Origin of the sequence: Leclercia sp. AS011 (genome assembly GCF_037152535.1) — a bacterium.
Classification (GTDB): Bacteria; Pseudomonadota; Gammaproteobacteria; order Enterobacterales; family Enterobacteriaceae; genus Enterobacter.
Genome location: NZ_JBBCMA010000001.1, coordinates 123,114 through 149,438, shown reverse-complemented (window position 1 = coordinate 149,438; position 26,325 = coordinate 123,114). Strand labels below are relative to the sequence as shown.

23 protein-coding genes are annotated in these 26,325 nt (G+C 58.7%); 9 read left to right on the top strand and 14 right to left on the bottom strand.

Annotation, left to right across the window (positions count from 1 at the left end):
- Positions 1-74: 74 nt before the first annotated feature.
- The 8 genes from cysA to WFO70_RS00630 all read right to left on the bottom strand — a co-directional run bounded on the left by cysA (position 75) and on the right by WFO70_RS00630 (position 6,549).
- Entirely contained in the window at positions 75-1,169 is a 1,095-nt protein-coding gene (cysA, locus tag WFO70_RS00665; protein ID WP_337014061.1) for a sulfate/thiosulfate ABC transporter ATP-binding protein CysA, read from the bottom strand.
- Positions 1,159-2,034 (bottom strand): sulfate/thiosulfate ABC transporter permease CysW, encoded by an 876-nt coding sequence (cysW, locus tag WFO70_RS00660; RefSeq protein WP_337014060.1) that lies wholly within the window; start codon positions 2,032-2,034, stop codon positions 1,159-1,161. The genes cysA and cysW overlap by 11 nt, the downstream gene beginning before the upstream one ends.
- Positions 2,034-2,867, bottom strand: coding sequence for a sulfate/thiosulfate ABC transporter permease CysT (cysT, locus tag WFO70_RS00655; protein WP_337014058.1), 834 nt, complete (start codon positions 2,865-2,867; stop codon positions 2,034-2,036). The genes cysW and cysT overlap by 1 nt, the downstream gene beginning before the upstream one ends.
- Positions 2,867-3,883 (bottom strand): sulfate ABC transporter substrate-binding protein, encoded by a 1,017-nt coding sequence (locus WFO70_RS00650; protein ID WP_337014056.1) that lies wholly within the window; start codon positions 3,881-3,883, stop codon positions 2,867-2,869. Before WFO70_RS00650 ends, cysT begins: the two co-directional genes overlap by 1 nt.
- A gap of 172 nt (positions 3,884-4,055) precedes the next feature.
- Entirely contained in the window at positions 4,056-4,955 is a 900-nt protein-coding gene (locus WFO70_RS00645; protein ID WP_337014054.1) for a Dyp-type peroxidase, read from the bottom strand.
- Positions 4,956-5,049: 94 nt separating this feature from the next.
- The gene (locus WFO70_RS00640) at positions 5,050-5,625 is read right to left on the bottom strand and encodes an RpoE-regulated lipoprotein (protein ID WP_337014052.1); all 576 of its coding nucleotides are present in this window, start codon (positions 5,623-5,625) and stop codon (positions 5,050-5,052) included.
- A gap of 62 nt (positions 5,626-5,687) precedes the next feature.
- Positions 5,688-6,137 carry a DUF2919 domain-containing protein gene (locus WFO70_RS00635; RefSeq protein WP_337014051.1) on the bottom strand — a complete coding sequence of 150 codons (450 nt, stop codon included), beginning with the start codon at positions 6,135-6,137 and terminating at the stop codon, positions 5,688-5,690.
- Positions 6,124-6,549 carry a GNAT family acetyltransferase gene (locus WFO70_RS00630; RefSeq protein ID WP_106994657.1) on the bottom strand — a complete coding sequence of 142 codons (426 nt, stop codon included), beginning with the start codon at positions 6,547-6,549 and terminating at the stop codon, positions 6,124-6,126. The genes WFO70_RS00635 and WFO70_RS00630 overlap by 14 nt, the downstream gene beginning before the upstream one ends.
- 213 nt (positions 6,550-6,762) lie before the next feature.
- On the opposite strand from WFO70_RS00630, the gene amiA reads away from it, so the two are divergent.
- Together amiA and hemF are read left to right on the top strand one after the other, a co-directional pair.
- Positions 6,763-7,638 (top strand): N-acetylmuramoyl-L-alanine amidase AmiA, encoded by an 876-nt coding sequence (amiA, locus tag WFO70_RS00625; RefSeq protein ID WP_337014046.1) that lies wholly within the window; start codon positions 6,763-6,765, stop codon positions 7,636-7,638.
- Positions 7,638-8,537 carry an oxygen-dependent coproporphyrinogen oxidase gene (hemF, locus tag WFO70_RS00620; RefSeq protein ID WP_337014044.1) on the top strand — a complete coding sequence of 300 codons (900 nt, stop codon included), beginning with the start codon at positions 7,638-7,640 and terminating at the stop codon, positions 8,535-8,537. The genes amiA and hemF overlap by 1 nt, the downstream gene beginning before the upstream one ends.
- A gap of 78 nt (positions 8,538-8,615) precedes the next feature.
- Here the strand turns inward: hemF and maeB are convergent, their stop codons facing one another.
- Positions 8,616-10,895, bottom strand: coding sequence for an NADP-dependent oxaloacetate-decarboxylating malate dehydrogenase (gene maeB, locus WFO70_RS00615; protein WP_337014042.1), 2,280 nt, complete (start codon positions 10,893-10,895; stop codon positions 8,616-8,618).
- 290 nt (positions 10,896-11,185) lie between these two features.
- On the opposite strand from maeB, the gene tal reads away from it, so the two are divergent.
- Together tal and tkt are read left to right on the top strand one after the other, a co-directional pair.
- Positions 11,186-12,136: a transaldolase gene (gene tal, locus WFO70_RS00610; protein ID WP_337014041.1), complete on the top strand. Its 951-nt coding sequence runs from the start codon at positions 11,186-11,188 to the stop codon at positions 12,134-12,136.
- A gap of 19 nt (positions 12,137-12,155) precedes the next feature.
- A complete protein-coding gene (gene tkt / locus WFO70_RS00605; RefSeq protein ID WP_337014039.1) occupies positions 12,156-14,144 on the top strand; it encodes a transketolase in 1,989 nt (662 codons plus the stop codon).
- Between the two features lie 146 nt (positions 14,145-14,290).
- Here the strand turns inward: tkt and WFO70_RS00600 are convergent, their stop codons facing one another.
- The 3 genes from WFO70_RS00600 to aegA all read right to left on the bottom strand — a co-directional run bounded on the left by WFO70_RS00600 (position 14,291) and on the right by aegA (position 18,051).
- Positions 14,291-15,334, bottom strand: a complete 1,044-nt coding sequence (locus WFO70_RS00600) for a DUF1176 domain-containing protein (RefSeq protein WP_337014037.1) — start codon at positions 15,332-15,334, stop codon at positions 14,291-14,293.
- Positions 15,335-15,458: 124 nt separating this feature from the next.
- On the bottom strand, positions 15,459-16,034 hold the full coding sequence (gene nudK, locus WFO70_RS00595; protein ID WP_337016547.1) for a GDP-mannose pyrophosphatase NudK: 576 nt from the start codon (positions 16,032-16,034) through the stop codon (positions 15,459-15,461).
- A 67-nt stretch (positions 16,035-16,101) separates the two neighbouring features.
- Positions 16,102-18,051, bottom strand: a complete 1,950-nt coding sequence (gene aegA, locus WFO70_RS00590) for a formate-dependent uric acid utilization protein AegA (protein ID WP_337014035.1) — start codon at positions 18,049-18,051, stop codon at positions 16,102-16,104.
- A gap of 218 nt (positions 18,052-18,269) precedes the next feature.
- Between aegA and narQ the strand changes: the two genes are divergently transcribed.
- Positions 18,270-19,964, top strand: a complete 1,695-nt coding sequence (gene narQ / locus WFO70_RS00585) for a nitrate/nitrite two-component system sensor histidine kinase NarQ (RefSeq protein WP_337014034.1) — start codon at positions 18,270-18,272, stop codon at positions 19,962-19,964.
- A 199-nt stretch (positions 19,965-20,163) separates the two neighbouring features.
- The gene (gene acrD, locus WFO70_RS00580) at positions 20,164-23,277 is read left to right on the top strand and encodes a multidrug efflux RND transporter permease AcrD (RefSeq protein WP_337014033.1); all 3,114 of its coding nucleotides are present in this window, start codon (positions 20,164-20,166) and stop codon (positions 23,275-23,277) included.
- Between the two features lie 107 nt (positions 23,278-23,384).
- Here the strand turns inward: acrD and ypfM are convergent, their stop codons facing one another.
- Positions 23,385-23,444 carry a protein YpfM gene (gene ypfM, locus WFO70_RS00575; RefSeq protein ID WP_015572204.1) on the bottom strand — a complete coding sequence of 20 codons (60 nt, stop codon included), beginning with the start codon at positions 23,442-23,444 and terminating at the stop codon, positions 23,385-23,387.
- 388 nt (positions 23,445-23,832) lie between these two features.
- On the opposite strand from ypfM, the gene WFO70_RS00570 reads away from it, so the two are divergent.
- From WFO70_RS00570 to WFO70_RS00560, 3 genes are read left to right on the top strand one after another with little or no spacing between them, the layout of a single operon-like run.
- Positions 23,833-24,189 (top strand): ArsC family reductase, encoded by a 357-nt coding sequence (locus tag WFO70_RS00570; RefSeq protein ID WP_337014032.1) that lies wholly within the window; start codon positions 23,833-23,835, stop codon positions 24,187-24,189.
- 3 nt (positions 24,190-24,192) lie between these two features.
- Positions 24,193-25,320, top strand: a complete 1,128-nt coding sequence (dapE, locus tag WFO70_RS00565) for a succinyl-diaminopimelate desuccinylase (RefSeq protein ID WP_142486658.1) — start codon at positions 24,193-24,195, stop codon at positions 25,318-25,320.
- Positions 25,321-25,345: 25 nt separating this feature from the next.
- A complete protein-coding gene (locus WFO70_RS00560; protein ID WP_039029679.1) occupies positions 25,346-25,543 on the top strand; it encodes a YpfN family protein in 198 nt (65 codons plus the stop codon).
- Between the two features lie 37 nt (positions 25,544-25,580).
- Here the strand turns inward: WFO70_RS00560 and ypfH are convergent, their stop codons facing one another.
- Positions 25,581-26,276 carry an esterase gene (ypfH, locus tag WFO70_RS00555; protein ID WP_337014031.1) on the bottom strand — a complete coding sequence of 232 codons (696 nt, stop codon included), beginning with the start codon at positions 26,274-26,276 and terminating at the stop codon, positions 25,581-25,583.
- Between the last annotated feature and the right edge of the window lie 49 nt (positions 26,277-26,325).

The following is a 26,325-nucleotide window of genomic DNA, read 5'->3' as shown; positions in this document are numbered from 1 at the left end:
CCCGGCCTACGTCCGTGCTTTTGTAGGCCCGGTAAGCGTAGCGCCACCGGGCGATAAACATGGTCAATAACCTATCAGGCAGATTCTGCCAGAGCAAGATCTCCCCGCGTTACGATGCGATCCTTATCGTGATAAATGCGTGCATGTTGGAGGCCGACAAACAGACGTTCGCCGCGGTATGGCGGCGCGTCGTCGCGCATTACTACCGTCAGCGGTTCGTCATACCAGCCCAACGGCTGCACCACCAGCTGGGTGTAGTGACCTTTCGGACTGGCTTCGAGTACCTGGACCGGCAGCGGCGAGTCGAGGCTGGTGCGACGACTGACGTCCACTTCCCACGGGCGCAGGAAAAGATCCACCGGCCCCTGATAGCCAGGGGTGTACCCCAGCGGCCAGCGATGAGCGCCGACGTGGAACTGCCCGCCGCGAACGGTGCCGTGCAGGCGGTTCACTTCGCCCATAAACTCCAGCACAAAACGGGTGGCCGGTTCGCGCCAGAGCTGCTCTGGCTCATCCACCTGTTCGATATTCCCCTGGCTCATTACCACCACCCGGTCGGCCACTTCCATCGCCTCTTCCTGATCGTGGGTAACAAAGACGCTGGTGAATTTCAGCTCTTCGTGCAGCTGACGCAGCCAGCGACGCAGCTCTTTACGTACCTGGGCGTCCAGCGCACCGAAGGGTTCATCCAGCAGCAGGATCTGCGGCTCAACTGCCAGAGCACGGGCCAGCGCCACGCGCTGTTTCTGCCCGCCGGACAGCTGGGCCGGGAAACGGTCCGCCAGATGAGCAAGCTGCACCATCTCCAGCAGTTTGGTCACTTTCGCTTTGATAGTGGCGGCGTTTGGACGTTCACGACGCGGCAGCACCGTCAGGCCGAAGGCGATGTTGTCAAACACCGTCATGTGGCGGAACAGGGCGTAATGCTGGAACACGAAGCCCACCTTACGGTCGCGCGCGTGCAGGCGGCTGACGTCGGTGCCGTGGAAGCGGATATGCCCACTGGTCTGATGCTCCAGACCGGCGATAATACGCAGCAGCGTGGTTTTACCGGAGCCAGAGGGTCCCAGCAGCGCCACCATTTGTCCGGAAGGGATATCCAGCGAGATATCGTTCAGCACCTGGGTGCGACCAAAGGACTTCTTAATATTGGCAATCTCAATGCTCATGATTTCCCTCCTGATGCTGGCGTTTGGCCTGATTCTCTAAACGCCACTGCACCATACTCTTTAAAAACAGGGTCAAAATAGCCATCAGCGTCAGCAGGGCTGCGGCGGTAAAGGAACCGACGGTGTTATAGTCCTGCTCCAGCAATTCAATTTGTAACGGCAGCGACAGGGTTTCGCCGCGGATCGATCCGGAAACCACCGACACCGCACCAAACTCACCAATCGCACGGGCGTTGGTCAGCACCACGCCATACAGCAGCGCCCAGCGAATGTTAGGCAGGGTCACGCGACGAAACATCTGCCAGCCGGAAGCACCCAGCAGCACCGCCGCTTCGTCTTCATGGCTGCCCTGGCTGAGCATCACCGGCACCAGCTCGCGCACCACAAAGGGACAGGTCACAAAGACCGTGACCAGCACCATGCCCGGCCAGGCGAACATGATCTGTAAGTTATGTTCATCCAGCCAGCCGCCCAGCGGACCGTTGGAGCCGTAAAACAGCAGATAGACCAGACCGGCCACCACCGGGGACACGGCAAACGGAATATCCAGCAGGGTCAGCAGCAGCTGGCGACCCGGGAAGTCAAAGCGCGTCACCAGCCAGGCCAGCAGAATGCCGAACACCAGGTTCACCGGCACGGTAATCAGCGCGATCATCACCGTCAGCCAGATGGCGTGCAGCATGTCCGGGTCGGCCAGGTTTTGCAGCGCGGGCATGATCCCTTTGCTGAACGCCTGGACGAAGATGTAGACCATCGGCACGACCAGAATGAAGGCCGATACCAGCACGCCGGTGCCAATCAGCAGCCATTTTCCCCAGTTAATGCGGGGCGCGTCGTAGCGTTTCAATTGAGTGATTTCCGCCATCAGTGACCTACCACGCGTCGACCAAAGCGACTTTGCAGAGTGTTAATCGAGAACAGCAGCAGCAGCGAGGCGGCGAGGATCACCGAGGCAATAGCACTCGCTGCCGGGTAATCAAACTCCTGCAAACGGATAAAGATCATCAGCGAGGTTACTTCCGTTTTCCAGGCGATGTTGCCGGCGATAAAGATGACCGCGCCGAACTCACCGAGGCTGCGGGTAAACGACAGCGCCACCCCCGCCAGCAGGGCCGGAGAGAGTTCCGGCATGACCACTTTGCGGAAGCTCTGCCAGCGCGTCGCGCCGAGCGTTTCTGCCGCCTCTTCGTATTCCGGACCTAACTCCTCCAGCACCGGCTGCACGGTACGCACCACAAACGGGATGCTGGTAAAGGCCATCGCCACCGCAATACCGAGCCAGGTGTAGGTCACTTTGATATCAAACTTCGCCAGCCACTCGCCGTATAAGCCGTTCACCGAGAACAGCGAGGCGAGGGTTAAACCGGCCACCGCGGTAGGCAGGGCAAACGGCAGATCCATCAGCGCATCCAGCAGCGTGCGGCCCGGGAAGCGGTAGCGGGTTAAGATCCACGCCATCAGCAGGCCGAACACGCCGTTGAAGATCGAGGCGACAAACGCCGACAGCAGCGTCACCTTATAGGCCGCCACCACCTGCGGGTTGCTGATCACCTCCCAGTACTGGGACCAGCTCATCTCAGAGAGCTGGACCACCAGCGCGCTGAGCGGTAACAACAAAATCAGACAGACGAACAGCAGGCTGGTCCCGAGGCTTAAGGTAAAGCCCGGCAGCACACGTCTGGAGGAAACTGCAAACATTACTTACGCCCCGCCGCCAACAATTTGTCTAACTCACCGCCGCTGGCGAAGTGCGTTTTCATCACTTCAGGCCAGGAGCCAAAATGGTCCTCCACGCGGAACAGCTCGGTCTGCGGGAACTTGTCTTTCAGCTTGTTCATCACGTCCGGGTTATTGACGCGATAGTAGTAATCGGTGATCACCGTCTGCGCCTGCGGACTGTAGAGATAGTTGAGGTAGGCTTTGGCCGCCTTCTCGGTGCCGTTGGCCTGAACGTTTTTATCTACCCAGGCGACCGGGAACTCCGCCAGCACGTTGGTTTTCGGGATCACCACTTCAAAGCCCTGGGCTTCATACTGTTTGCGGATGTTGTTCACTTCCGATTCAAAGCTGATCAGCACATCACCCAGACCGCGTTCCGCGAAGGTGGTGGTCGCCCCGCGACCGCCGGTATCAAACACTTCGACGTTTTTCAGGAACTGGGTCATAAACTGTTCGGTTTTGGCTTTATCGTCACCGTCCGCTTTATCCGCTGCGCCCCAGGCGGCCAGATAGGTATAGCGGGCGTTGCCGGAGGTCTTCGGGTTCGGGAAGATCAGCTTCACGTCAGAACGCACCAGATCGTTCCAGTCGTGGATATTCTTCGGGTTGCCCTTACGCACCAGGAAGCCCATGGTGGAGTAGAACGGCGAGCTGTTATTCGGCAGACGGCTCTGCCAGTCGGCCGGGATCAGCTTGCCTTTGTCATGCAGGATCTGCACGTCGGTAATCTGGTTGTAGGTCACCACATCCGCTTTCAGCCCCTGCAGGATCGCCAGCGCCTGTTTGGACGAACCGGCGTGAGACTGTTTGATGGTCAGCTTGTCGCCGTTATTGTCTTTCGCCCACTGCTGTTCAAACGGTGGGTTCAGGGCGGCAAACAGCTCGCGGGAGACGTCGTAAGAGCTGTTCAGCAGTTCGGTTGCCTGCGCCTGCGCGACCAGCAACACGGAAGCTGCCAGCACCAGTGATCCTTTTTTCAGTACAGTAACGGCCATTGCGCACCCTAAACGTTGTGATGATTTTGTCAGGGCCATCATATTTATAACGAGTACGAAAGGAGTAACGGTTTTATATACCGTTTGGTGATTTGCAAGCAGAAAAGGGAATAAGGGTGCGGCCTGATGCCCTCACCCCAACCCTCTCCCACAGGGAGAGGGAGAAAGGCAATTACAGCGCCAGCAGACGCTCAATTGACGGCGCGAAATAGTAGCCGCCGGTCACCGGCTTAGTGAAGCGCAGCATGGCGTCACGCTTGCCATCGGTGTCACCAAACATGCTCAGCAGCTGCTGTTCGATGTTATAGAGACGCGCGCAGTAGGCGCAGAAGTAGAGACCGTGCGTACCGCTGGCGGTGCCGTACGGCAGGCTCTGGCGCACAATCTTCAGCCCTTTGCCGTCCTCTTTCAGATCCACGCGGCTCAGGTGCGACGTCGCCGGGCGCTCGTCGCCGTCGATCTCCTCGTTGGCCTCTTTGGTGCGGCCAATCATCATCTCCTGGTCGTGAACGCTCATGCGGTTGAGCTGCTTGAGGTTGTGCTCCCAGCGCTGGACGAACACGTAGCTGCCGCCCGCGTCCACGCCCTCTTTGATTACCGCTACGTCACGACGAACTTCATCCCCTGCCGGGTTTTCGGTGCCGTCAACGAAGCCGCTCAGATCGCGCTCTTCCACCCAGCGGAAACCGTGGATCTCTTCTTTAACTTCCACGCAGTCGCCAAAGGCGGCCATCGCGGCCTGGGCAATGGAGAAGTTCACATCATGACGCAGGGAGAGAATATGGATCAGCACGTCGTACTGGGTGGCCGGTGCCAGACCTTTGCCGTAAGGGACAAAGTCCTTCAGCTCTTCGGCCCCTTCCCCGCCGCTCAGTTGACGCCAGACGTCGTGACCAAATGCCACCACCGCGCCGCAGTGGGCATCCGGGAATTTGACCTGGAAGGTGGCCAGTTTATCGATAAACACCTTGCTGGCCGCACGCAGGGCATCAACATCCCCTTTGACATTGGCTTCGATCCAAATCGCCGCGCGGCAATGTTCTGGCAAAATGCCACTCTGAACCTGAGACATCGCTCCTCCTGAAAAAAAAGATGCCACGACGTCGTGGCATTGTTGGCGGCGATTATACCCGCTTTTTCAGCGAGGCGGCTTGTCCAGGCGCAATTTACTGCTGCCAGATAATTTTGCTGATTTTCCAGTTCTTCAGCGTGTCGTCAGACGGCATCAACCCGTCCGGGCCGCTCCAGGTTCCGCTGAACTGGTAGCGGATATGCTGGCTGCCGTCGGCCTTACACTCTACCGTCACGCTGTCGTCACCCGGCACGCTGACGCAGTTGCCGTAGGCTTTCTGATACAGGTCGCTGAACGGGGTACCGACCTTCACCCCATTTTCGGTTTCGATCCCGGGGTCCAGCACCTCAATGCGGCTAACGGTGGCTTTATCGCCGTTAATCACCAGCGCCAACTGATCATCTTTCAGCGCTTCAAAGTAGTGCACGATGGTGCCGTTTTGCGTTTTCATGCCGCTGCGCAGACGGTAATCACCGCCCAGCGCCGATTCGATAGCGCTCTGTTCCAGCGCCGTGGCGGCGGTAAGATTGCCCACCCCCTCCTCGGTCACTTCGGTGGAGGAGCCGAACCAGTTCCAGGGGTAAGCCGCAGACCAGTTCACGGCGGAGAGCGTTGAACAGCCCGTCAGGACAACGGGGAGCGCGCATAACAGTAAACGCAGCGATTTCATCGGGAATTCCTTTCTGGTTAATTTAACGCTTGTTGGAGTACAGCATCGCTAAAAAGTGCCGTTTAATCTTTCTCGGGCGTAAAACAGGCGCGCAGGCGAGGATGGGACAGCAGCCACAGCAGCGCCACGATATCGGCCACCAGCAGCGCAATGCCGATGCCGCTCAGCGCTTCTCCCTTCAGCCACAGCAGAGGCTGCCAGCACAGCAGTACGCTCTGGGCGAGGATCAGTGGCCAGCGCAGCCCCTGCCACAGGCGCGGAAAGAGATGTCGCCGCCCGCTCAGTAAAAAGGCCAGCACCGCCGGGATCCCCGGCAGCAGCCCGAGCCAGAAGTTATCATGATCGGGGTAAAACAGGTTCAGCAGGGTGTTGCCCTGATCGCGGGAAGCGCTGGCGACCACGAACAACACCCAGGTGCGCGCCTGGAGCAGCAGCACGCACCAGAACAGAAACGGCAGGCGAACCCGGCCGTGGCTGTCATAGTCGCCGGGGTGAAAATCAATACTCTTCATCTTCTATCAGGCGTTTGCCCAGCGTCAGCACGTCGGCATGTTCATAGTTGAGACGCTCGTACATGCCCAGCACCATGTCATTATCTTCCCGCACCATGATTTGAATCTTCGGGCAGCCGCGGGCGATGAGTTTCTTTTCCAGACGATTGAGCAGCGCGTTGGCAATGCCACGCCCGCGAAACTCCGGGTGGACGCCCAGGTAGTACGCCGAGCCGCGATGCCCGTCATAGCCGCCCATCACCGTACCCACCACTTCACCGTTCACTTCCGCGACCAGGAACAGACTGACGTCATGATTGAGCTTGCGCTCGATGTCCATCTCCGGATCGTTCCACGGCCGCAGTAGATCGCATCGCTCCCAAAGGGTGATCACCTCTTCGAAGTCTGCCTGGCGAAAAACGCGTATCTCCATGGTATTAACCGCCTTTTTGGGTTTAAAAACAGTGATTATGACGCGAACGCCCTCTTTCGCCAATATCCAGCGAAAAAGACCTGAAAATTTGGCATAATGGCACTTTGTCACGTATTGAAATGAAAAGTAAAACAATTCGCCACATGGACTGTCGTAACGGAAAAGACGATACGATATAACACCAGGACACTCATTTTTTACACTTCAGGCCGCATGAGCACATTCAAACCATTAAAAACACTCACATCGCGTCGTCAGGTTCTCAAAGCGGGGCTGGCGGCCTTAACGTTAACGGGCATTGCAAAGCAGGCTCAGGCAAAAGAAGAGAGCACGCTTAAAACCAGCAACGGCCACAGCAAGCCGAAAGCGAAAAAGAGCGGTGCCAGGCGGATCGTGATGCTCGACCCGGGTCATGGCGGCATTGATACCGGCGCCATTGGCCGCAACGGCTCTAAAGAAAAGCATGTCGTGCTGGCGATTGCAAAAAACGTCCGGGCGATTTTACGCAGCAACGGCATTGACGCCCGTCTGACCCGCTCCGGCGATACCTTTATCCCGCTGTATGACCGGGTGGAGATTGCCCATCAGCACGGTGCCGATCTCTTTATGTCGATCCACGCCGATGGTTTTACCAACCCGGATGCCGCCGGTGCCTCGGTTTTTGCCCTCTCCAACCGCGGCGCGAGTAGCGCGATGGCAAAATACCTCTCGGATCGCGAAAACCGCGCCGATGAAGTGGCCGGCAAGAAGGCCACCGCCAAAGATCATCTGCTCCAGCAGGTGCTGTTTGATCTGGTGCAGACCGACACCATCAAGAACAGCCTAACCCTCGGGTCGCACATTCTGAAGAAGATTAAACCGGTGCATAAGCTGCACAGCAAAGGGACAGAACAGGCGGCGTTCGTGGTGTTGAAATCGCCGTCCATTCCATCAGTGCTGGTGGAAACCTCCTTTATTACCAACCCGAACGAAGAGCGCCTGCTGGGCACCACCGCGTTCCGGCAGAAAATCGCTAACGCGATTGCCTCGGGGATCATCAGTTACTTTAACTGGTTCGATAATCAAAAAGCTCATGCCAGGAAACGCTGATGAAACCTAACGCGCAAACGGTCAAAACCTTTCTTCTGCAGCTGCAGGACGAGATTTGCCAGCAGCTGAGCGCCGTCGACGGCGGGGAGTTTCAGCAGGATGAGTGGCAGCGCGAAGCCGGGGGCGGCGGGCGCAGCCGCGTGCTGCGTAACGGCGGCGTGTTCGAGCAGGCCGGGGTCAACTTTTCCCACGTCCACGGCGATGCCATGCCCGCCTCGGCCACCGCGCACCGCCCGGAGCTCGCAGGCCGCAGCTTCGAAGCCATGGGCGTCTCGCTGGTGGTGCATCCCCATAACCCTTACGTGCCGACCAGCCATGCCAACGTGCGCTTTTTTATCGCCGAAAAATCGGGTGCTGACCCGGTGTGGTGGTTTGGCGGCGGCTTCGACTTAACCCCTTTTTACGGGTTTGAGGAAGACGCTGTCCACTGGCACCAGACCGCGCACGACATGTGTCAGCCTTTTGGTGAAGAGGTCTATCCGAAATATAAGACCTGGTGCGATGAGTACTTTTACCTGAAGCACCGTGACGAACAGCGCGGCATTGGCGGCCTGTTCTTCGACGATCTGAACACCCCGGATTTTGATACCGCGTTCAGCTTTATGCAGGCGGTGGGCAACGGCTACACCGACGCGTATCTGCCGATCGTCGAGCGGCGGAAAAACCACGATTACGGTGTGCGCGAGCGCGAGTTCCAGCTCTATCGTCGCGGGCGTTACGTGGAGTTCAATCTGGTGTGGGATCGCGGCACGCTGTTCGGCCTGCAAACCGGCGGGCGCACGGAGTCGATTTTAATGTCGATGCCGCCGCTGGTGCGCTGGGAGTACAACTTTGATCCGAAAGAAGGCAGCCGCGAGGCTGCCCTGAAGGAGTTTATTAAGGTTCGGGACTGGATTTGATTGCCGGGCGGCGCTGCGCTTGCCCGGCCTGGAAGTTCGTAGGTCGGGTAAGCGAATGCGCCACCCGACAAATCCCTACTACAGCGGCTGCGTCTGCGCCTCCACCACCGCCAGCGCCACCATGTTCACGATACGACGCACCGAGGCAATCGGGGTTAACACATGCACCGGTTTCGCCACGCCCATCAGTACCGGCCCGACGGTCACCCCTTCCGAACTGGAGACACGCAGCAGGTTGTAGCTGATACGCGCCGCTTCCACGTTCGGCATGATCAGCACGTTGGCTGAGCCTTTCAGCGGGCTGTCCGGCATCCGCTCGTTACGGATGCTCTCCACCAGCGCGGCGTCGCCGTGCATCTCCCCGTCGATCATCAGCTCCGGTGCGCGCTGGCGCACCAGCTCCAGGGTCTGACGCATCTTGCAGGCCGCCGCCGATTTGGACGAACCAAAGTTGGAGTGCGACAGCAGGGCCACCTTCGGCTCAATACCAAAGCGACGCACCGTTTCCGCCGCCATCACGGTGATCTCCGCCAGCTGCTCCGGGGTCGGATCGTCGTTGACGTAGGTATCGGCAATAAAGGTGTTGCCGCTTGGCAGCAGCAGCGCGTTCATCGCTCCGGCGGTATGCACGTTGTCGCGATAGCCGAAGATTTCCTGCACCACGCTAAAGTGCTCGTGATAGTCACCAATGGTGCCGCAGATCAGCGCGTCGGCTTCACCACGATGGACCATGATCGCCCCGATCACCGTGGTGTTGCTGATCACCGCCCGCTGGGCCTGCTCCTGGGTGATCCCCCGGCGTTTCATGATCGCGTAGTACTCGCTCCAGTACTCCTTGAAGCGCGGATCGGATTCATTGTTGACGATCTCAAAGTCGACGCCCGGCTTGATCTGCAGCCCCAGCTTCTGAATACGCATCTCGATCACGCTCGGACGACCAATCAGGATCGGCTTCGCCAGCCCGAGGCTGACCAGCTCCTGAGTGGCGTGCAGGACGCGCGCCTCCTCCCCTTCCGCCATCACCACGCGTTTAGCGTCGGTGCGCGCCTGGGAGAAGATCGGCTTCATGAACAGGTTGGTTTTGTAGACAAACTCGGTCAGCTTATCGACATAGGCATCGAAGTCGGCGATCGGGCGCGTCGCCACGCCGGAGTCCATCGCCGCCTTGGCGACAGCCGGGGCGATTTTGACAATCAGACGCGGGTCGAACGGTTTCGGAATGATGTAGTCCGGGCCGAAGCTCAGATCCTGGTCGCCGTAGGCCGAGGCCACCACTTCGCTCTGCTCCGCATGGGCCAGCTCGGCAATGGCGTGCACCGCCGCCAGCTTCATCTCTTCGTTAATGGCGGTCGCGCCGACGTCCAGCGCCCCGCGGAAGATGAACGGGAAGCACAGCACGTTGTTGACCTGGTTCGGGTAATCGGAACGGCCAGTACAGATGATCGCATCCGGGCGTACCGCTTTCGCCAGCGGGGGCAGGATCTCCGGCTCCGGGTTCGCCAGGGCGAGGATCAGCGGCGCGCGCGCCATCTTCATCACCATCTCTTCGTTCAGCACTTTCGGGCCTGAACAGCCGAGGAAGATGTCCGCGCCGTCCATCACGTCCGCCAGGCTGCGCTTGCCGTCGTCGTCCACGGCGTAGGCGGCTTTGGTCTCGGCCATGTTAGCTTCGCGACCTTTGTAAATCACGCCTTTCGAGTCGCAGACCACGATGTTGTGCTTCTGCATCCCCAGCGCCACCAGCAGGTTCATACAGGCGATGGCCGCCGCGCCCGCACCGGAGACCACCATGCGCACGTCAGAGAGGTTCTTCTCCACCACCCGCAGGCCGTTCAGAATGGCGGCGGTGCTGATGATCGCCGTTCCGTGCTGGTCGTCGTGGAACACCGGAATGTTCATCCGTTCACGGAGTTTCTGCTCGATGTAGAAACACTCCGGGGCTTTGATGTCTTCGAGGTTGATACCGCCAAAGGTCGGCTCCAGCGCGGCCACCACGTTGATGAATTTATCCGGATCCAGCTCGTCCACTTCAATGTCGAATACGTCGATACCGGCGAATTTTTTGAACAGCACGCCCTTGCCTTCCATCACCGGTTTACCGGCCAGCGCCCCGATATTGCCCAGCCCCAGCACCGCGGTACCGTTGGAGATCACCGCCACCAGGTTGCCGCGCGCAGTATATTTGTAGGCCGCCAGCGGATCTTTTTCGATTTCGAGGCACGGTGCGGCGACGCCCGGGGAATACGCTAACGCCAGATCGCGCTGGGTGGCGAGAGGCTTGGTCGGAGAGACCTGAATTTTGCCGGGTACGGGGAATTCATGAAAATCGAGGGCACTCTGTCTTAACTGCTCGTCCATTGTAAGGTTCCTTTCACGTAGCGTTCAAAATGGGTGATGTTGTTATGGTCTGAGTTCACCCTGGGTGGCGGATAGTATCGCTGCTGCCCGCCGTTCAAACTTTGAAGGCTGCCAAACTCTGGCCATCAAAAAACAAAAATTGTTATCAATTTATAACAATCATGTTACCCGCCCTTCAAAGCAAGACCATGTCCGTCTGCTATGCTTTTTTGTTAAGTACATCGCGAATTTCACAGAAGTGTGATCTAACACACTCCATCAACTCTTTTATTTCCAAGGAGTATTTATTTATGAACCAACTAGACGGCATCAAAAAATTCACTACGGTCGTGGCTGACAGCGGTGATATCGAATCCATCCGCCACTACCAGCCACAGGATGCGACCACCAACCCGTCGCTGCTGCTGAAAGCCGCCGGGCTGTCGCACTTCTCGCACCTGATTGACGACGCCATTGCATACGGTAAAGGACGCGGCAAAACCAAAGAGCAGCAGGTCGCCGAGGCCAGCGATAAGCTGGCGGTCAATATTGGTAGCGAAATTCTGAAAAGCATTCCAGGACGGGTCTCTACCGAAGTGGACGCCCGCCTCTCCTTTGACCAGGAGAAAAGCATCGCTAAAGCACGCCATCTGGTGAAGCTCTACGAGGAGCAGGATGTTGAGAAATCGCGCATTCTGATCAAGCTGGCCTCCACCTGGGAGGGGATCCGCGCCGCTGAGGTGCTGGAGAAAGAGGGGATTAACTGCAACCTGACGCTGCTGTTCTCCTTTGCTCAGGCACGCGCCTGCGCCGAAGCCGGGGTGTATCTGGTCTCACCGTTCGTCGGGCGTATTTACGACTGGTACCAGGCTCGCCAGCCGATGGACCCTTACGTGGTTGAGGAAGATCCCGGCGTGAAATCCGTTCGCAATATCTACGATTACTATAAGCAGCACCGCTACGAAACCATCGTGATGGGCGCCAGCTTCCGCCGCACCGAGCAGATCCTCGCGCTCACCGGCTGCGACCGCCTGACCATCTCCCCTAACCTGCTGCAGGAGTTGCAGGAGAAAGAGGCAGAGGTGATCCGTCGCCTGGTGCCATCCTCAACGGTGTTGCCAAAACCAAGACCGATGACCGAAGCCGAATTCCGCTGGGAGCATAATCAGGACGCCATGGCGGTTGATAAGCTGTCAGAAGGGATCCGTCTTTTCGCGGTCGACCAACGCAAACTCGAAGATCTGCTCGCCGCCAAACTGTAACCTTGCCATGGAGTGAACTATGTCCCGTAAAGAGTTAGCCAATGCCATTCGCGCCCTCAGCATGGATGCCGTGCAAAAAGCCAATTCCGGTCATCCAGGCGCACCTATGGGTATGGCCGATATCGCTGAAGTGTTGTGGAATGATTTCCTCAAGCATAACCCTAACGATCCGACGTGGTACGACCGCGACCGCTTTATTCTCTCCAACGGTCACGCGTCGATGCTGCTCTACAGCCTGCTGCACCTCTCCGGCTACAACCTGCCGCTCGAGGAGCTGAAAAACTTCCGCCAGCTGCACTCCAAAACCCCGGGTCACCCGGAGCTGGGTTATACCCCTGGGGTGGAGACCACCACCGGCCCGCTGGGTCAGGGGCTGGCGAATGCGGTCGGGCTGGCGATTGCCGAGCGCACGCTGGCGGCACAGTTTAACCGGCCGGATCATGAGATTGTCGATCACTTCACGTACGTCTTTATGGGCGATGGCTGTCTGATGGAGGGGATCTCTCACGAGGTCTGCTCTCTGGCGGGTACGCTGGGGCTGGGCAAACTGATTGGTTTCTACGATCACAACGGTATCTCCATCGACGGCGAGACCGAGGGCTGGTTCACTGACGACACCGCCAAACGCTTTGAAGCCTACCACTGGCACGTGGTGCATGAGATTGACGGCCACGATCCTGAAGCGCTGAAGGCGGCCATCCAGGAAGCGCAAAGCGTGACCGATAAACCGTCGCTGATAATCTGTCGCACGGTCATCGGATTTGGTTCTCCGAACAAAGCCGGCAAAGAGGAGTCGCACGGCGCGGCGCTGGGCGAAGAGGAAGTGGCTCTGACCCGGCAGAAGCTGGGCTGGAAATACCCAGCCTTTGAGATCCCGAAAGAGATCTACAAAGCCTGGGATGCCCGCGAAGAGGGTGAAAAAGCGCAGGCGGCCTGGAACGACAAGTTTGCCGCCTACCAGAAAGCACACCCGGAGCTGGCGGCGGAGTTCAACCGTCGCATGAGCGGTGAACTGCCCGAAAACTGGGAAGAGACCACCCAGGCGCTGATTGAGAACCTGCAGGCCAACCCGGCGAAGATTGCCACCCGTAAGGCCTCGCAAAATACCCTGAACGCCATTGGTCCGATCCTGCCGGAGCTGCTGGGCGGTTCAGCGGATCTGGCCCCGAGCAACCTGACCATCTGGTCGGGCTCGACCTCGCTCAAGGAAGATATCGCCGGGAACTATATCCACTACGGGGTGCGTGAGTTCGGCATGACCGCCATTGCCAACGGTATCGCCCACCACGGCGGCTTTGTGCCCTATACCGCCACCTTCCTGATGTTCGTGGAATATGCGCGTAACGCCGCGCGTATGGCGGCGCTGATGAAGGCCCGGCAGATCATGGTCTATACCCACGACTCCATCGGGCTGGGGGAAGATGGCCCAACCCACCAGGCGGTGGAACAGCTCGCCAGCCTGCGTCTGACGCCAAACTTCAGCACCTGGCGACCGTGCGATCAGGTCGAAGCTGCGGTGGGCTGGAAGCTGGCGGTAGAGCGCCATAATGGCCCGACGGCGCTGATCCTCTCCCGTCAGAATCTGGCGCAGATCGAGCGTACCCCGGATCAGGTGAAAGATATCGCCCGCGGGGGGTATATCCTGAAAGACAGCGGCGGCAAGCCGGATATTATTCTGATTTCTACCGGGTCGGAGATGGAGATCACCGTCAAGGCGGCAGAGAAGCTGACCGCGGAAGGCCATGCGGTGCGGGTGGTCTCCCTGCCTTCAACGGATATCTTTGATGCGCAGGATGAAGCCTACCGCGAGTCGGTGCTGCCGTCTGACGTCACGGCACGCGTGGCGGTCGAAGCGGGTATCGCGGACTACTGGTATAAGTATGTCGGGCTGAAAGGCAAGATTGTCGGGATGACCGGCTATGGTGAGTCTGCCCCTGCCGAGAAGCTGTTCCCGTTCTTTGGCTTTACGGTTGAGAACGTGGTGGAGAAGGCGCAGTCGTTACTGTAAGTGCCTTGCCCGGCGGCGCTACGCTTGCACGGGCCTACCATGTCAAAACAAAACGGCAACCGAATGGTTGCCGTTTTTTGGTTTTGTAGGCCGGGTGGCGCTGCGCTTACCCAGGCCCTCTCCTACAGCGAGAGGGAAGATTGCTTTTACCTCGTGATCCATAACGTGGGCCAGGAATCCGGTCCATGCCAGTTATCGCAGCTCGGCTCTTCCGCATAGCGCACCAGACGGAAACGCTGGCCGGTAAAACGCCAGCGCGTCTGGATCCCGCAATCGGCAATGCCACGCCCCAGGGCGAGGGTGGTCAGTTCGCGGCTCTTCTCATCGAAACTGGCATTCATCAGCTCCATCTCGCTGCTGTCGCTCGAGGGCACAAACGGCAGGCGCAGGCGCACCGCATGGGAAGCAAACGGCTTTTTGCGCGACACCACCCAGGCCAGATCGACGGTGTTATAGGCACCGGCCTCGCAGCTGATCATCAGCAGGGCCTTGTCATCGGTCAAGGCGGTGACCCGCACTTCACGACGCGCCGGGTCGAGCGAACACTGACTGCTGTTGATGCGCCAGGAGCCGTAGTCAGTCAGATCGCTGCGCTCCTCGCGGGTTAACGGTGTGGGGGTTGGGTTGATCACTGCGACCTCTTTCAGGGCCGGTGCTGGCGGTACGCTCAGGGGCGGCTGCGCGCCTTTGTTGATCCATGCGGTTTCACTTCCGCCACGCTTTTGCTGAGCGTCGATAAACTGCAGCGCCTCTTTCAGCCCCTCCAGGGAGATAACCTGTTTGCCATTCGCAAGGGTGATGGCCTTTTTCTGCTGAAGGGTGGTCAACAGCGCGGTAATCGTCGCCGGGTGATCGGTGGTCAGACGCCAGGGGGTAACCTGCCAGTGCGGAGGTTCGAGTCGCAGCGGCTCGCCGTCAAGCAGCAGGCGGGGCGCGATAGCTGGTTGTTTAGGGTCGGGCGTCGCCAGCCCGCCGAGATCGATGCGCAGCACCGCATCGGTTTTCGCCCCGGCGCTGCGGCTGAGAGTCATCACCAGCCCATTATGCTCACCGGTATTGCGCGCAATGCAAAAGTTCTGGTTGTTGCAGGTCACCTGCCAGTCGGTAAACGACTGCTGTGCAGGTGCCGCCTGAACCAGAGCCGCGGGCAGCACGCTGAGCATAAAGATAAGAAAAAGGCTGTGACGCATGAATAGCAGGATCCCGGAAGCAAAGACAGACAAACAGACCGTATCTTCCTGCTCAGACCGGGGTTGCTCAATCGGATTTATCGGATAGATTTATATAAAATGCATCTTATTAAGGGTAATAAGATCAATCCATTAACCCGGAGCTGCGCAAATACTGTAAGAGTATCACCGTTTTGCCGTCCCGTATTTCACCCGATTGTACCATCGCGAGTGCCTCGCTAAAGGGCAGCTCCAGGACCTCAATCTCCTCGTCCTCTATGCCGCCGCCCTTGCCCGCGCGCTGGGCGTCGCTGTATTCCGCCACGAAGAAATGGACGATTTCCGTCACGCCGCCGGGGGACATGTACAGCTCAAACACCTTACGGGCGTCACCGACCACAAAACCGGTCTCTTCAATCGCCTCTTTGCGAATGCAGACTTCCGGCTCGTCGTTATCCAGCAGCCCGGCGCAGGTTTCAATCAGCCGCCCGTCGGGATTGCCGTTCACCCAGGTGGCGATGCGGAACTGGCGGATCAGCACCACGGTCTGCTTCTCAGGGTTATAAAGCAGCACCGTCGCGCCGTTACCCCGATCGTAGACTTCACGCTTGTGGCGCACCACCTCGCCGTTACGCCGCGTTAAATCGTAGGTCAGGTTACGCAGAATGAAATAGTTATCCGAGAGGCACTTGTCTTTAATCAGGTCAATTTTCAAGTTGATACGGGCTCCGTAGCGCAAAACATGTGGGTCATACTACGCTGAGAAGCCCGCGTTGTCGTCCGTCAGGTTAATGGGCGGCGTGCGCCTCGACCCCAAGCCAGTCCAGGATGCCCTGGGCAGCATGCCGCCCTTCCGCCATTGCCGTGACCACCAGATCGGCACCGCGCACTGCGTCGCCACCGGCAAAAATCTGCGGGTTGCTGGTCTGATAGCGGTAGCGCGTCTCGACGCTGGCGGCAATCCGCCCCCAGTCATCCACCTCAACCCCCTGGGCCTGCAGCCAGGGCATGGCATGCGGGTTGAAGCCAAAGGCCATGATCACCGCATCGGCAGGCATCACAAACTCGCTGCCCTCGATGGGCACGGGGCGGCGACGGCCCTGGGCATCCGGCTCGCCCAGCCGGGTACGTAGCAGGCGGATGCCGTTCACCCGTCCGGTCTCGTCGAGGGTCAGCTCCACCGGCTGAACGTTAAACTCAAAGGCGGCCCCCTCTTCCCGGGCGTTTTTGACCTCTTTTTTCGAGCCCGGCATGTTGGCTTCATCCCGGCGGTAGGCGCAGGTGACGCTGGCAGCACCGTGACGCAGCGCGGTGCGCACGCAGTCCATCGCCGTATCGCCGCCGCCGAGCACCACCACGTTCAGCCCGGCGGTATCGACAAAGGGCTCTTCCGCCGACGGTGCCAGCCCCATCAGTTGCCGGGTGTTACCCACCAGGAACGGCAGGGCATCGTAGACCCCTGGCGCATCCTCATGGGGAATACCCGCCTTCATCGAACGGTAGGTGCCCACACCAACAAACAGAGCATCGTACTCGCCGAGCAGCTGCGCCAGGGGGATATCTTTTCCGATTTCACAGTTGAGTTCGAAGCGGATGCCCATCGCCGTGAAGATCTCCCGACGGCGGGCCAGCAGGGATTTCTCCAGCTTAAAGGCCGGAATGCCGAAGGTGAGCAGGCCGCCAATCTCCGGATGACGATCGAAGACCGTGACGCTGACGCCGCGGCGGATTAACGCATCGGCGCACGCCAGCCCGGCGGGACCGGCCCCGATGATGGCAACCTGCTTATTGACGGGGATAACCTGGCTCAGATCGGGTCGCCAGCCTCGGGCCAGCGCCTGGTCGGAGATATAGCGTTCGATATTGCCGATGGTCACCGACCCGGCAACGTCACGCACCGTGCAGGCCCCTTCACACAGTTTGTCCTGCGGACAGACCCGGCCGGTGATCTCCGGCAGACAGTTGGTCTGATGGGAGAGTTCCACCGCAGCGTCGATATCTCCCGCCTTCACCCGTTCGATCCACTGAGGAATATGGTTGTGCAGCGGGCAGGTCCATTCGCATACCGAATGCTCCCCGCAGGTCAGGCAGCGGTCGGCCTCACGCTGGGCCTGCGCCGGGCGGAACGGGAGATAGATCTCATCGAAATTTCCCGCCCGCGCCTCAGGAGTGAGTTTATCCGGCTCGCCGCGCGCGGCCAGGGCAAACATTCGCTCGCGCTTGCCGATCTCCCGGGGGGTGGCCGTTGCCCCGGTCTGCCACGGCTGCGCCTCGTGACGCGCCGTACGCTGCTGCCGCGCGCGGGCCAGCTGGTTCAGGGTAGCGGGCTTGACGAGCGTCAGGGCATCCGCCGGACAGTTCGCCACGCAGGCCGGGCCCCCGGTGCGATCCAGACAGAGATCGCACTTCTGCGCGGTGGTGGTTACGATCTCCATGGTGCCAAACGGGCAGGCCACCACGCAGGCTTTACAGCCGATGCACTTCTGCTCATCAACCTGTACGCTGTCGCGCATGCGACTGATGGCCCCGTTCGGGCAGCTTTGCAGGCAGGGGGCGTTTTCACAGTGGTGACAGGTCACGGCGCTGTGTTTGTTCCCCTCTTTCACCACGCTGATACGCGGAGTAAAATGGCGCGCGCTGAGGGGATGTTGTTCATTATGATGCGCCATGACGCACGCCACTTCGCAGGCTCGGCATCCAATACACTGTTGGCTATTAGCCATAATAAAATGATTCATCACGGGTCCCTTGCTGGGCTGAATAACCTTATTCTTTATATGAGTAGTGTATTTACCCACCGCCACGGCTTCAGGCAATGTTCAATTGCCCAGGAACACGAACTATTTCGCCTGAACCTGTGTCAGATCAATTAATTTCATTCCTGATGAAATTGCGTTTCAATCCCCCTGCGGAAACGTTGTTCAGGTTTGTTTCGTCTTAGCTCAGGAAGCGATTTGTGATAGTTCAACGACCGGTTTCACACAGTCTTGCCCGGGCCTTTTTCGCCATTATTGCCCTCTCGCTGCTGACCAGCGCCATCGCCCTCTTTACCCTCGCCAGCAGCCAGCGCGACGCCGAAGCGATCAACCTGGCGGGGTCTTTGCGGATGCAGAGCTATCGCCTGGGTTACGATATGCAGCGGGGTAGCGCCGATCTGCAGCCCCACCGCCAGGCCTGGCAGCAAACGCTGAATGCCCCCGCGCTGCGCACCCTGAAAAGCTGGTACGTGCCGGATGAAGTGCAACAGCGCTATCACCTGCTGCAGCTGGCGTGGCAGGGGGTAAACGAGAAGCTCGATCAGGGCGACTACGCCTGGTATCAGAACCATATGGATGAGTATGTGGCGCGTATCGACGCCTTTGTGCTCTCCCTCCAGCATTACGCCGAACATAAAATCCAGCTGGTGTTCGCCATCTCCTTTGTCGGTGGGATCGGCATTATTCTGCTGGCGCTCAGCACGCTGCGGCGGATCCGCCAGCAGGTGGTCGCCCCGCTCAATCGTCTGGTCGCCTCCAGCCAGCATATCGAGCAGGGCCGGTTTGATATTGCGGTGCCGGATACCGATCTGCCCAATGAACTTGGCCTGCTTTCGCGCACCTACAACCATATGGCCACCGAGCTGCACACCCTCTACCGCTCGCTGGAAATTTCGGTTGAAGAGAAGACGCGCCACCTGCATGAGGCCCACCAGCAGCTGGAGATGCTGTTTACCTGCTCCCAGGCGATGAACACCAGCAAGATCGACAGCCACTGTTTCCGTCATATCCTGCAAACCGTGCGTGAATACACCGGGATCGGCTGGCTGGCCCTGCACACCAGCGACGGCTGGAAAATGCAGGAGGGCGAGGCCGCCGACCACCTCGAGACGCAGGTGCTGCCGGTCATTATGCTGGAGACCCGCTTCGGTGAGCTGCGCTGGCAAAGCGGGCAGCGCGCCGTGCCGATCCCGCTGATGCAAAACGTGGCCACCATGCTCGGGCGCGGCCTGTTCTCCAATCAGGCGCAAAAGCACTACCACCAGCTGCTGCTGATGGAGGAGCGCGCCACTATCGCCAGGGAACTGCACGACTCGCTGGCGCAGGTGCTGTCGTATCTGCGCATCCAGCTGACGCTGCTCAAACATACGGTGCCGGAGGAAAACGAAGCGGCGCAGGCGATCATTACCGATTTTTCCCGGGCGCTGAATGCCGCGTACCGTCAGCTGCGCGAGCTGCTCACCACCTTCCGCCTGACGCTGAACCAGGCAAACCTGCCCGCCGCGCTGCAGGAGACGCTGGACGATCTCCAGAAGCAGACCGGCGCTAAGCTGAGCCTCGACTGCCAGCTCTCCTCCCTGGCGCTGGACGCCCAGATGCAGGTTCACCTGCTACAGATTGTGCGCGAGGCGGTGCTGAACGCCATCAAGCACGCGCAGGCCACCGACATCAGTGTCAGCTGTGTTACCGCCCCGGACGGTAGCCACAGGGTGAGCATTTGCGACGACGGGATCGGGATTGGCGACGCCAGCGAGCCGCCGGGTCACTACGGGCTGAACATCATGCGCGAGCGCGCCGACCGGCTGGGGGGCACCCTGCACTTCTCGCAGCCGCCCGGCGGCGGGACGCAGGTCAGCGTCTGTTTCCGCTCGTCAGCCAGTACCGAGGGTAAATAACGGTAAAATCAGGGGGGATGTCATCGCTCAGCCCTGGGGATGGGCAATACTCACCGCTTCAGCCGGGCAACGACGCGAATAAAGCGCATGATAATTTACATTATCTCCTTTATTTCTCCACGTTTGACATCCGCCTTGCCGCTAGAGTTATGCGGGCAATGTACAATGACGACGCGCAGCAAAACGAGGTCTTATTTTAATGGCGAATTTTTTCATCGATCGCCCCATTTTTGCCTGGGTGCTGGCAATTCTGTTGTGTCTCACCGGCACGCTGGCCATTTTTTCCCTTCCTGTTGAGCAGTACCCGGATCTGGCCCCGCCTAACGTGCGGATCACGGCTAACTATCCGGGGGCCTCTGCACAAACCCTGGAGAACACCGTCACCCAGGTAATCGAGCAGAACATGACCGGCCTCGACAACCTGATGTACATGTCCTCCCAGAGCAGCGCCACCGGCCAGGCGACGGTCACGCTGAGCTTTACCGCAGGGGTTGATCCGGATGAAGCAGTGCAGCAGGTGCAGAACCAGCTGCAGTCCGCGATGCGCAAGCTGCCGCAGGCGGTGCAAAATCAGGGCGTGACGGTGCGTAAAACCGGCGATACCAACATCCTGACCATCGCCTTTGTCTCAAACGACGGCTCGATGGATAAGCAGGACATCGCCGACTATGTTGCCAGTAATATTCAGGATCCGCTCAGCCGCATCAACGGCGTGGGGGATATCGACGCCTACGGCTCGCAATATTCGATGCGTATCTGGCTCGATCCGGCGAAGCTGAACAGTTTCCAGATGACGGCGAAAGACGTTACCGACGCCATCGAATCACAAAACGCGCAAATTGCGGTGGGTCAGCTGGGCGGCACGCCGTCCATCGATAATCAGGCGCTGAACGCCACCATCAACTCCCAGTCGCTGTTGCAGACCCCGCAGCAGTTCCGCGATATCACCCTGCGCGTGAATCAGGACGGCTCGGAAGTGCGGCTCGGGGATGTCGCCACCGTCGAGATGGGCGCGGAGAAATACGACTACCTGAGCCGCTTTAACGGCAAGCCGGCCTCCGGGCTGGGGGTCAAGCTGGCCTCCGGCGCCAACGAGATGGCCACGGCTGAACAGGTGATCAACCGCCTCGATGAGCTGTCCCAGTACTTCCCCCACGGGCTGGAGTACAAAATTGCCTACGAAACCACCTCCTTCGTGAAGGCCTCGATTGAGGATGTGGTGAAAACCCTGCTGGAAGCCATCGCCCTGGTATTCCTGGTGATGTACCTGTTCCTGCAAAATTTCCGCGCCACGCTGATCCCGACCATTGCTGTGCCGGTGGTGCTGATGGGCACCTTCACGGTGCTCTACGCCTTTGGCTATAGCATCAACACCCTCACCATGTTTGCGATGGTGCTGGCGATAGGCCTGCTGGTGGATGACGCCATCGTGGTGGTGGAGAACGTCGAACGTATCATGAGCGAAGAGGGGCTCTCCCCGCGCGAAGCGACGCGAAAATCGATGAAGCAGATCCAGGGGGCGCTGGTGGGGATCGCCATGGTGCTGTCAGCGGTGTTCGTGCCGATGGCCTTCTTTGGCGGCACTACCGGGGCGATCTACCGCCAGTTCTCGATCACTATCGTTGCGGCGATGGTGCTGTCGGTGCTGGTGGCGATGATCCTCACTCCGGCGCTGTGCGCTACCCTGCTTAAACCGCTGCACAAGGGGGAACAGCACGGCCAGAAAGGCTTCTTTGGCTGGTTCAACCGCATGTTTGACCGCAACGCCGCGCGCTATGAGGCGGGCGTTGGGCGGATCCTGCAGCGCAGCCTGCGCTGGGTGCTGATCTACGCTCTTCTGCTGGGCGGCATGGTGTTCCTGTTCCTGCGTCTGCCGACCTCGTTCCTGCCGCTGGAAGATCGGGGCATGTTTATCACCTCGGTGCAGTTGCCCAGCGGCTCCACCCAGCAGCAGACTCTGAAGGTGGTCCAGCAGGTCGAGCAGTACTTCTTCACCAAAGAGAAAGATACGGTGCTGTCGGTGTTTGCCACCGTGGGCTCTGGCCCGGGGGGTAACGGGCAGAACGTGGCGCGTATGTTTGTGCGCCTGAAAGACTGGGATGAGCGCGATGCCAAAACCGGCAGCTCGTTCGCGATTATCGAGCGCGCCACCAAAGCCTTCAGCCACATCAAAGAGGCGCGGGTTTTCGCCAGCAGCCCGCCGGCGATCAGCGGGCTCGGCAGTTCAGCAGGTTTTGATATGGAGCTGCAGGATCACGCCGGGGCCGGACATGATGCCCTGATGGCCGCGCGCGACCGCCTGCTGGAGCTGGCCGGGGAAGACCCTTCCCTCACCCGCGTGCGCCACAACGGTCTGGATGACAGCCCGCAGCTGCAGATTGATATCGACCAGCGTAAGGCGCAGGCGCTGGGCGTCTCCATCGATGATATCAACGACACCCTGCAAACCGCATGGGGATCGAGCTACGTGAACGACTTTATGGACCGGGGCCGCGTGAAAAAGGTCTACGTGCAGGCAGCGGCGAAATACCGCATGCTGCCGGACGATATCAACATGTGGTACGTGCGTAACAAAGACGGCGGTATGGTGCCCTTCTCGGCCTTTGCCACCTCCCGCTGGGAGACCGGTTCCCCGCGTATGGAGCGCTACAACGGCTATTCCGCGGTGGAGATTGTCGGCGAGGCCGCACCGGGGGTCAGTACCGGTACCGCGATGGATGTGATGGAAAATCTGGTGCAGCAGCTGCCCGCCGGGTTTGGCCTCGAGTGGACCGCCATGTCCTATCAGGAGCGCCTCTCCGGTGCTCAGGCACCTGCGCTCTATGCCCTGTCGCTGCTGGTGGTGTTCCTCTGTCTGGCCGCCCTGTACGAGAGCTGGTCGGTGCCGTTCTCGGTGATGCTGGTGGTGCCGCTGGGGGTGATTGGCGCCCTGCTCGCCACCTGGATGCGCGGGCTGGAAAACGACGTCTACTTCCAGGTCGGGCTGTTAACGGTCATTGGCCTGTCCGCGAAGAACGCCATTCTGATTGTCGAGTTTGCTAACGAGATGAACGAGAAAGGCCAGGAGCTGATGGCAGCGACCCTTGACGCCTGCCGCCAGCGCCTGCGTCCGATTCTGATGACCTCGCTGGCGTTTGTCTTCGGCGTGCTGCCGATGGCTACCAGCTCTGGCGCGGGGTCGAGCAGCCAGCACGCGGTGGGAACCGGGGTGATGGGCGGGATGATCTCCGCGACGGTCCTGGCCATCTACTTTGTTCCGCTGTTCTTTGTACTGGTCCGCCGACGTTTCCCGTTAAAGGAACGACAGAAATAAGCTGTTGAAAATAAAAAAGGCGTCCTCTCCGGACGCCTTTTTTGTGTGTTTATTTTCACACTATTGTTATTTTGCTAATTAAGTGCTCTTGCAGTTCTTCCTGAATGTCATTTACGAAGCATGCCTTCGATAAAATCTTTCCAGTTCCCCAGTTCACGTTCAATCATAACTACCTCTCTTATTATTATGGCCATTCTACGAGAATATATCATCATTGTGAAGACTTTTTAATCAGTGATACTGCTCTACCCCCGTTGGTACGACTGGCTTGTAGATAATATGGGCCCGGTCAGGTAAATTTTATGTGACCAACTGCAATATTTTGAAATAACCCTGGATAAGAGGGGAAAATTTAATTAGCGGCTGTTCTTACACGATTTTTTAGCAGCTGGGCGTCTATGCGAAAAAGATGAAATAATATTCACGCGCAGTACATTATTTATGCCATACCTGAATATCAAATATAGTAATAAAACAAATGTGTTATATTTTAGCAAAGGCTTAAACATCGAAAATACTGAGCAATTGCTCTCTTTAAAGACAAAAGGATTCACTATGATCACCCTGTACGGCATCAAGAATTGCGACACCATCAAAAAAGCCCGCCGCTGGCTGGAGCAAAACAACGTCGATTACCGTTTTCACGACTATCGCGCCGACGGTCTTGATGCAGATTTAATGCAAAAATTCATCGCTGAACTGGGCTGGGAAGCACTACTCAACACCCGCGGTACCACCTGGCGAAAACTGGATGAGACGCTGCGCGCCAGTATCGACAATGCCGACAGCGCTGCCGCCTTAATGATTGAGATGCCAGCAATCATCAAACGCCCATTGCTCTGGGCGCCCGGTAAGCCTATGCTGCTGGGTTTCAACGAAAACCAATACCAAACCTATTTTATTGAGGTGTAGTCTATGTCATGCCCGGTCATTGAGCTGACTCAGCAGCTTATTCGCCGCCCCTCCCTGAGCCCGGACGATGCGGGTTGTCAGGCGCTGATGATCGAACGCCTGCGGGCGATTGGTTTTACCGTCGAACCTATGGATTTTGGCGATACGCAAAATTTCTGGGCCTGGCGTGGTCAGGGTGAAACGCTGGCGTTTGCCGGACATACTGATGTGGTGCCAGCCGGTGACGCTGACCGCTGGATCAATCCCCCTTTCGAACCGACGATCCGCGACGGCATGCTGTTTGGTCGCGGCGCGGCAGACATGAAAGGTTCTCTGGCAGCGATGGTGGTTGCTGCTGAACGCTTCGTGGCGCAATACCCGAACCATAAAGGCCGCCTGGCGTTTCTGATCACCTCCGACGAAGAGGCCAGCGCCAAAAACGGCACCGTGAAGGTGGTGGAAACGCTGATGGCGCGTAACGAACGCCTGGATTACTGCCTGGTGGGCGAACCGTCCAGCACCGAGGTGGTGGGTGACGTGGTCAAAAATGGCCGTCGCGGCTCCATGACCTGTAACCTGACCATTCACGGCGTCCAGGGTCACGTCGCCTATCCGCATCTGGCGGATAACCCCGTGCACCGCGCCGCGCCGATGCTCAACGAGCTGGTGGGTATTGAGTGGGACAAGGGCAACGACTATTTCCCGCCGACCAGCATGCAAATAGCCAATATCCAGGCCGGCACCGGCAGCAATAACGTCATCCCTGGCGATCTGTTTGTGCAGTTTAACTTCCGCTTCAGTACCGAGCTGACCGACGAGATGATCAAAGCGCGCGTCGCGGCGCTGCTGGAGAAACACCAGCTGCGCTACAGCGTTGACTGGTGGATTTCCGGCCAGCCGTTCCTGACCGGGCGCGGTAAACTGGTAGATGCGGTAGTTAACGCTATCGCGCACTATAATGAAATTAAACCGCAACTGCTGACCACGGGCGGTACATCCGACGGACGCTTTATTGCCCGTATGGGTGCGCAGGTGGTCGAACTTGGGCCGGTGAATGCCACGATTCATAAAATCAATGAATGCGTGAATGCCGCTGATTTGCAGCTGCTGGCCCGTATGTATCAACGTATCATGGAGCAGCTCGTCGCCTGACGGTTGCCCAAAGAAGGATAAGCGAATGGACTGGCTGGCTAAATATTGGTGGATCTTGGTACTGGTTTTTCTGGTAGGCGTGCTGCTGAACGTGATCAAGGATCTCAAGCGCGTTGACCACAAGAAATTCCTCGCCAACAAACCTGAACTCCCCCCACATCGTGATTTTAACGACAAGTGGGACGATGAAGACGACTGGCCGAAGAAAGACCAGAAGAAGTAGTGTCTTTACCCTCTCCCGGTGGGGAGAGGGTTATCCCTCAGAAAAACTCAACGATATTGTCGTCGTTCGGCTTGCCGCCGCTCAGTGCTTCATCGAAGTAGTGTTTCGGCACGGTAAAACGCAGGTGATCCAGCGCGAACTGCATACTGCGATCGTCAATGGCGTGGCCCAGATCGTCAACAATATCCAGCGTCACGTCACCGCCCGCGCGGATCAGCGCTTCCTGACCGGCCACCGCATGGGACAGCTCGATCACATGGTCTTCCCCGCCGTGGATCAGGTGGACAGTGGTCTCGGTCGTCGCCCGCTCAGGCAGGGTCGCATAGCGGCCGTTAAACGCTATCACCCGCGAGGCTAAGCCCGGCTCGGCCTTCACGCTCTCCAGCGCCATGATCGCCCCCTGAGAGAAGCCGATCAGCGCGGTGGCATTCGCTCCGACGCCGCTCTGCTGCTGCCAGTAGCGCACCGTGTCGACAAAGGTCGGCATGATCGCATCCACCCGCGCCTGACGATTCTCTTCGGTCACGCCCTGCACTGAAAACCACTGGCGGCCATTCGGACCGCAGGGCTCAACGCCGCCCACGCTCACCACCAGGGCATCGGGAAACAGCGGCGCAAACCAGCTGCCAATCTGCCCCATATTGACCGGGTTATCGCCGACGCCATGAAACAGCAACAGCAGCTGTTTAGCCGGTTGAGCGGGGCTCTGGACAACAAAATGGTCATGTTTCATGGCTGTCTCCTTGATTGATAAGCGGGATTCTACGCCTGACAGGCAGAAT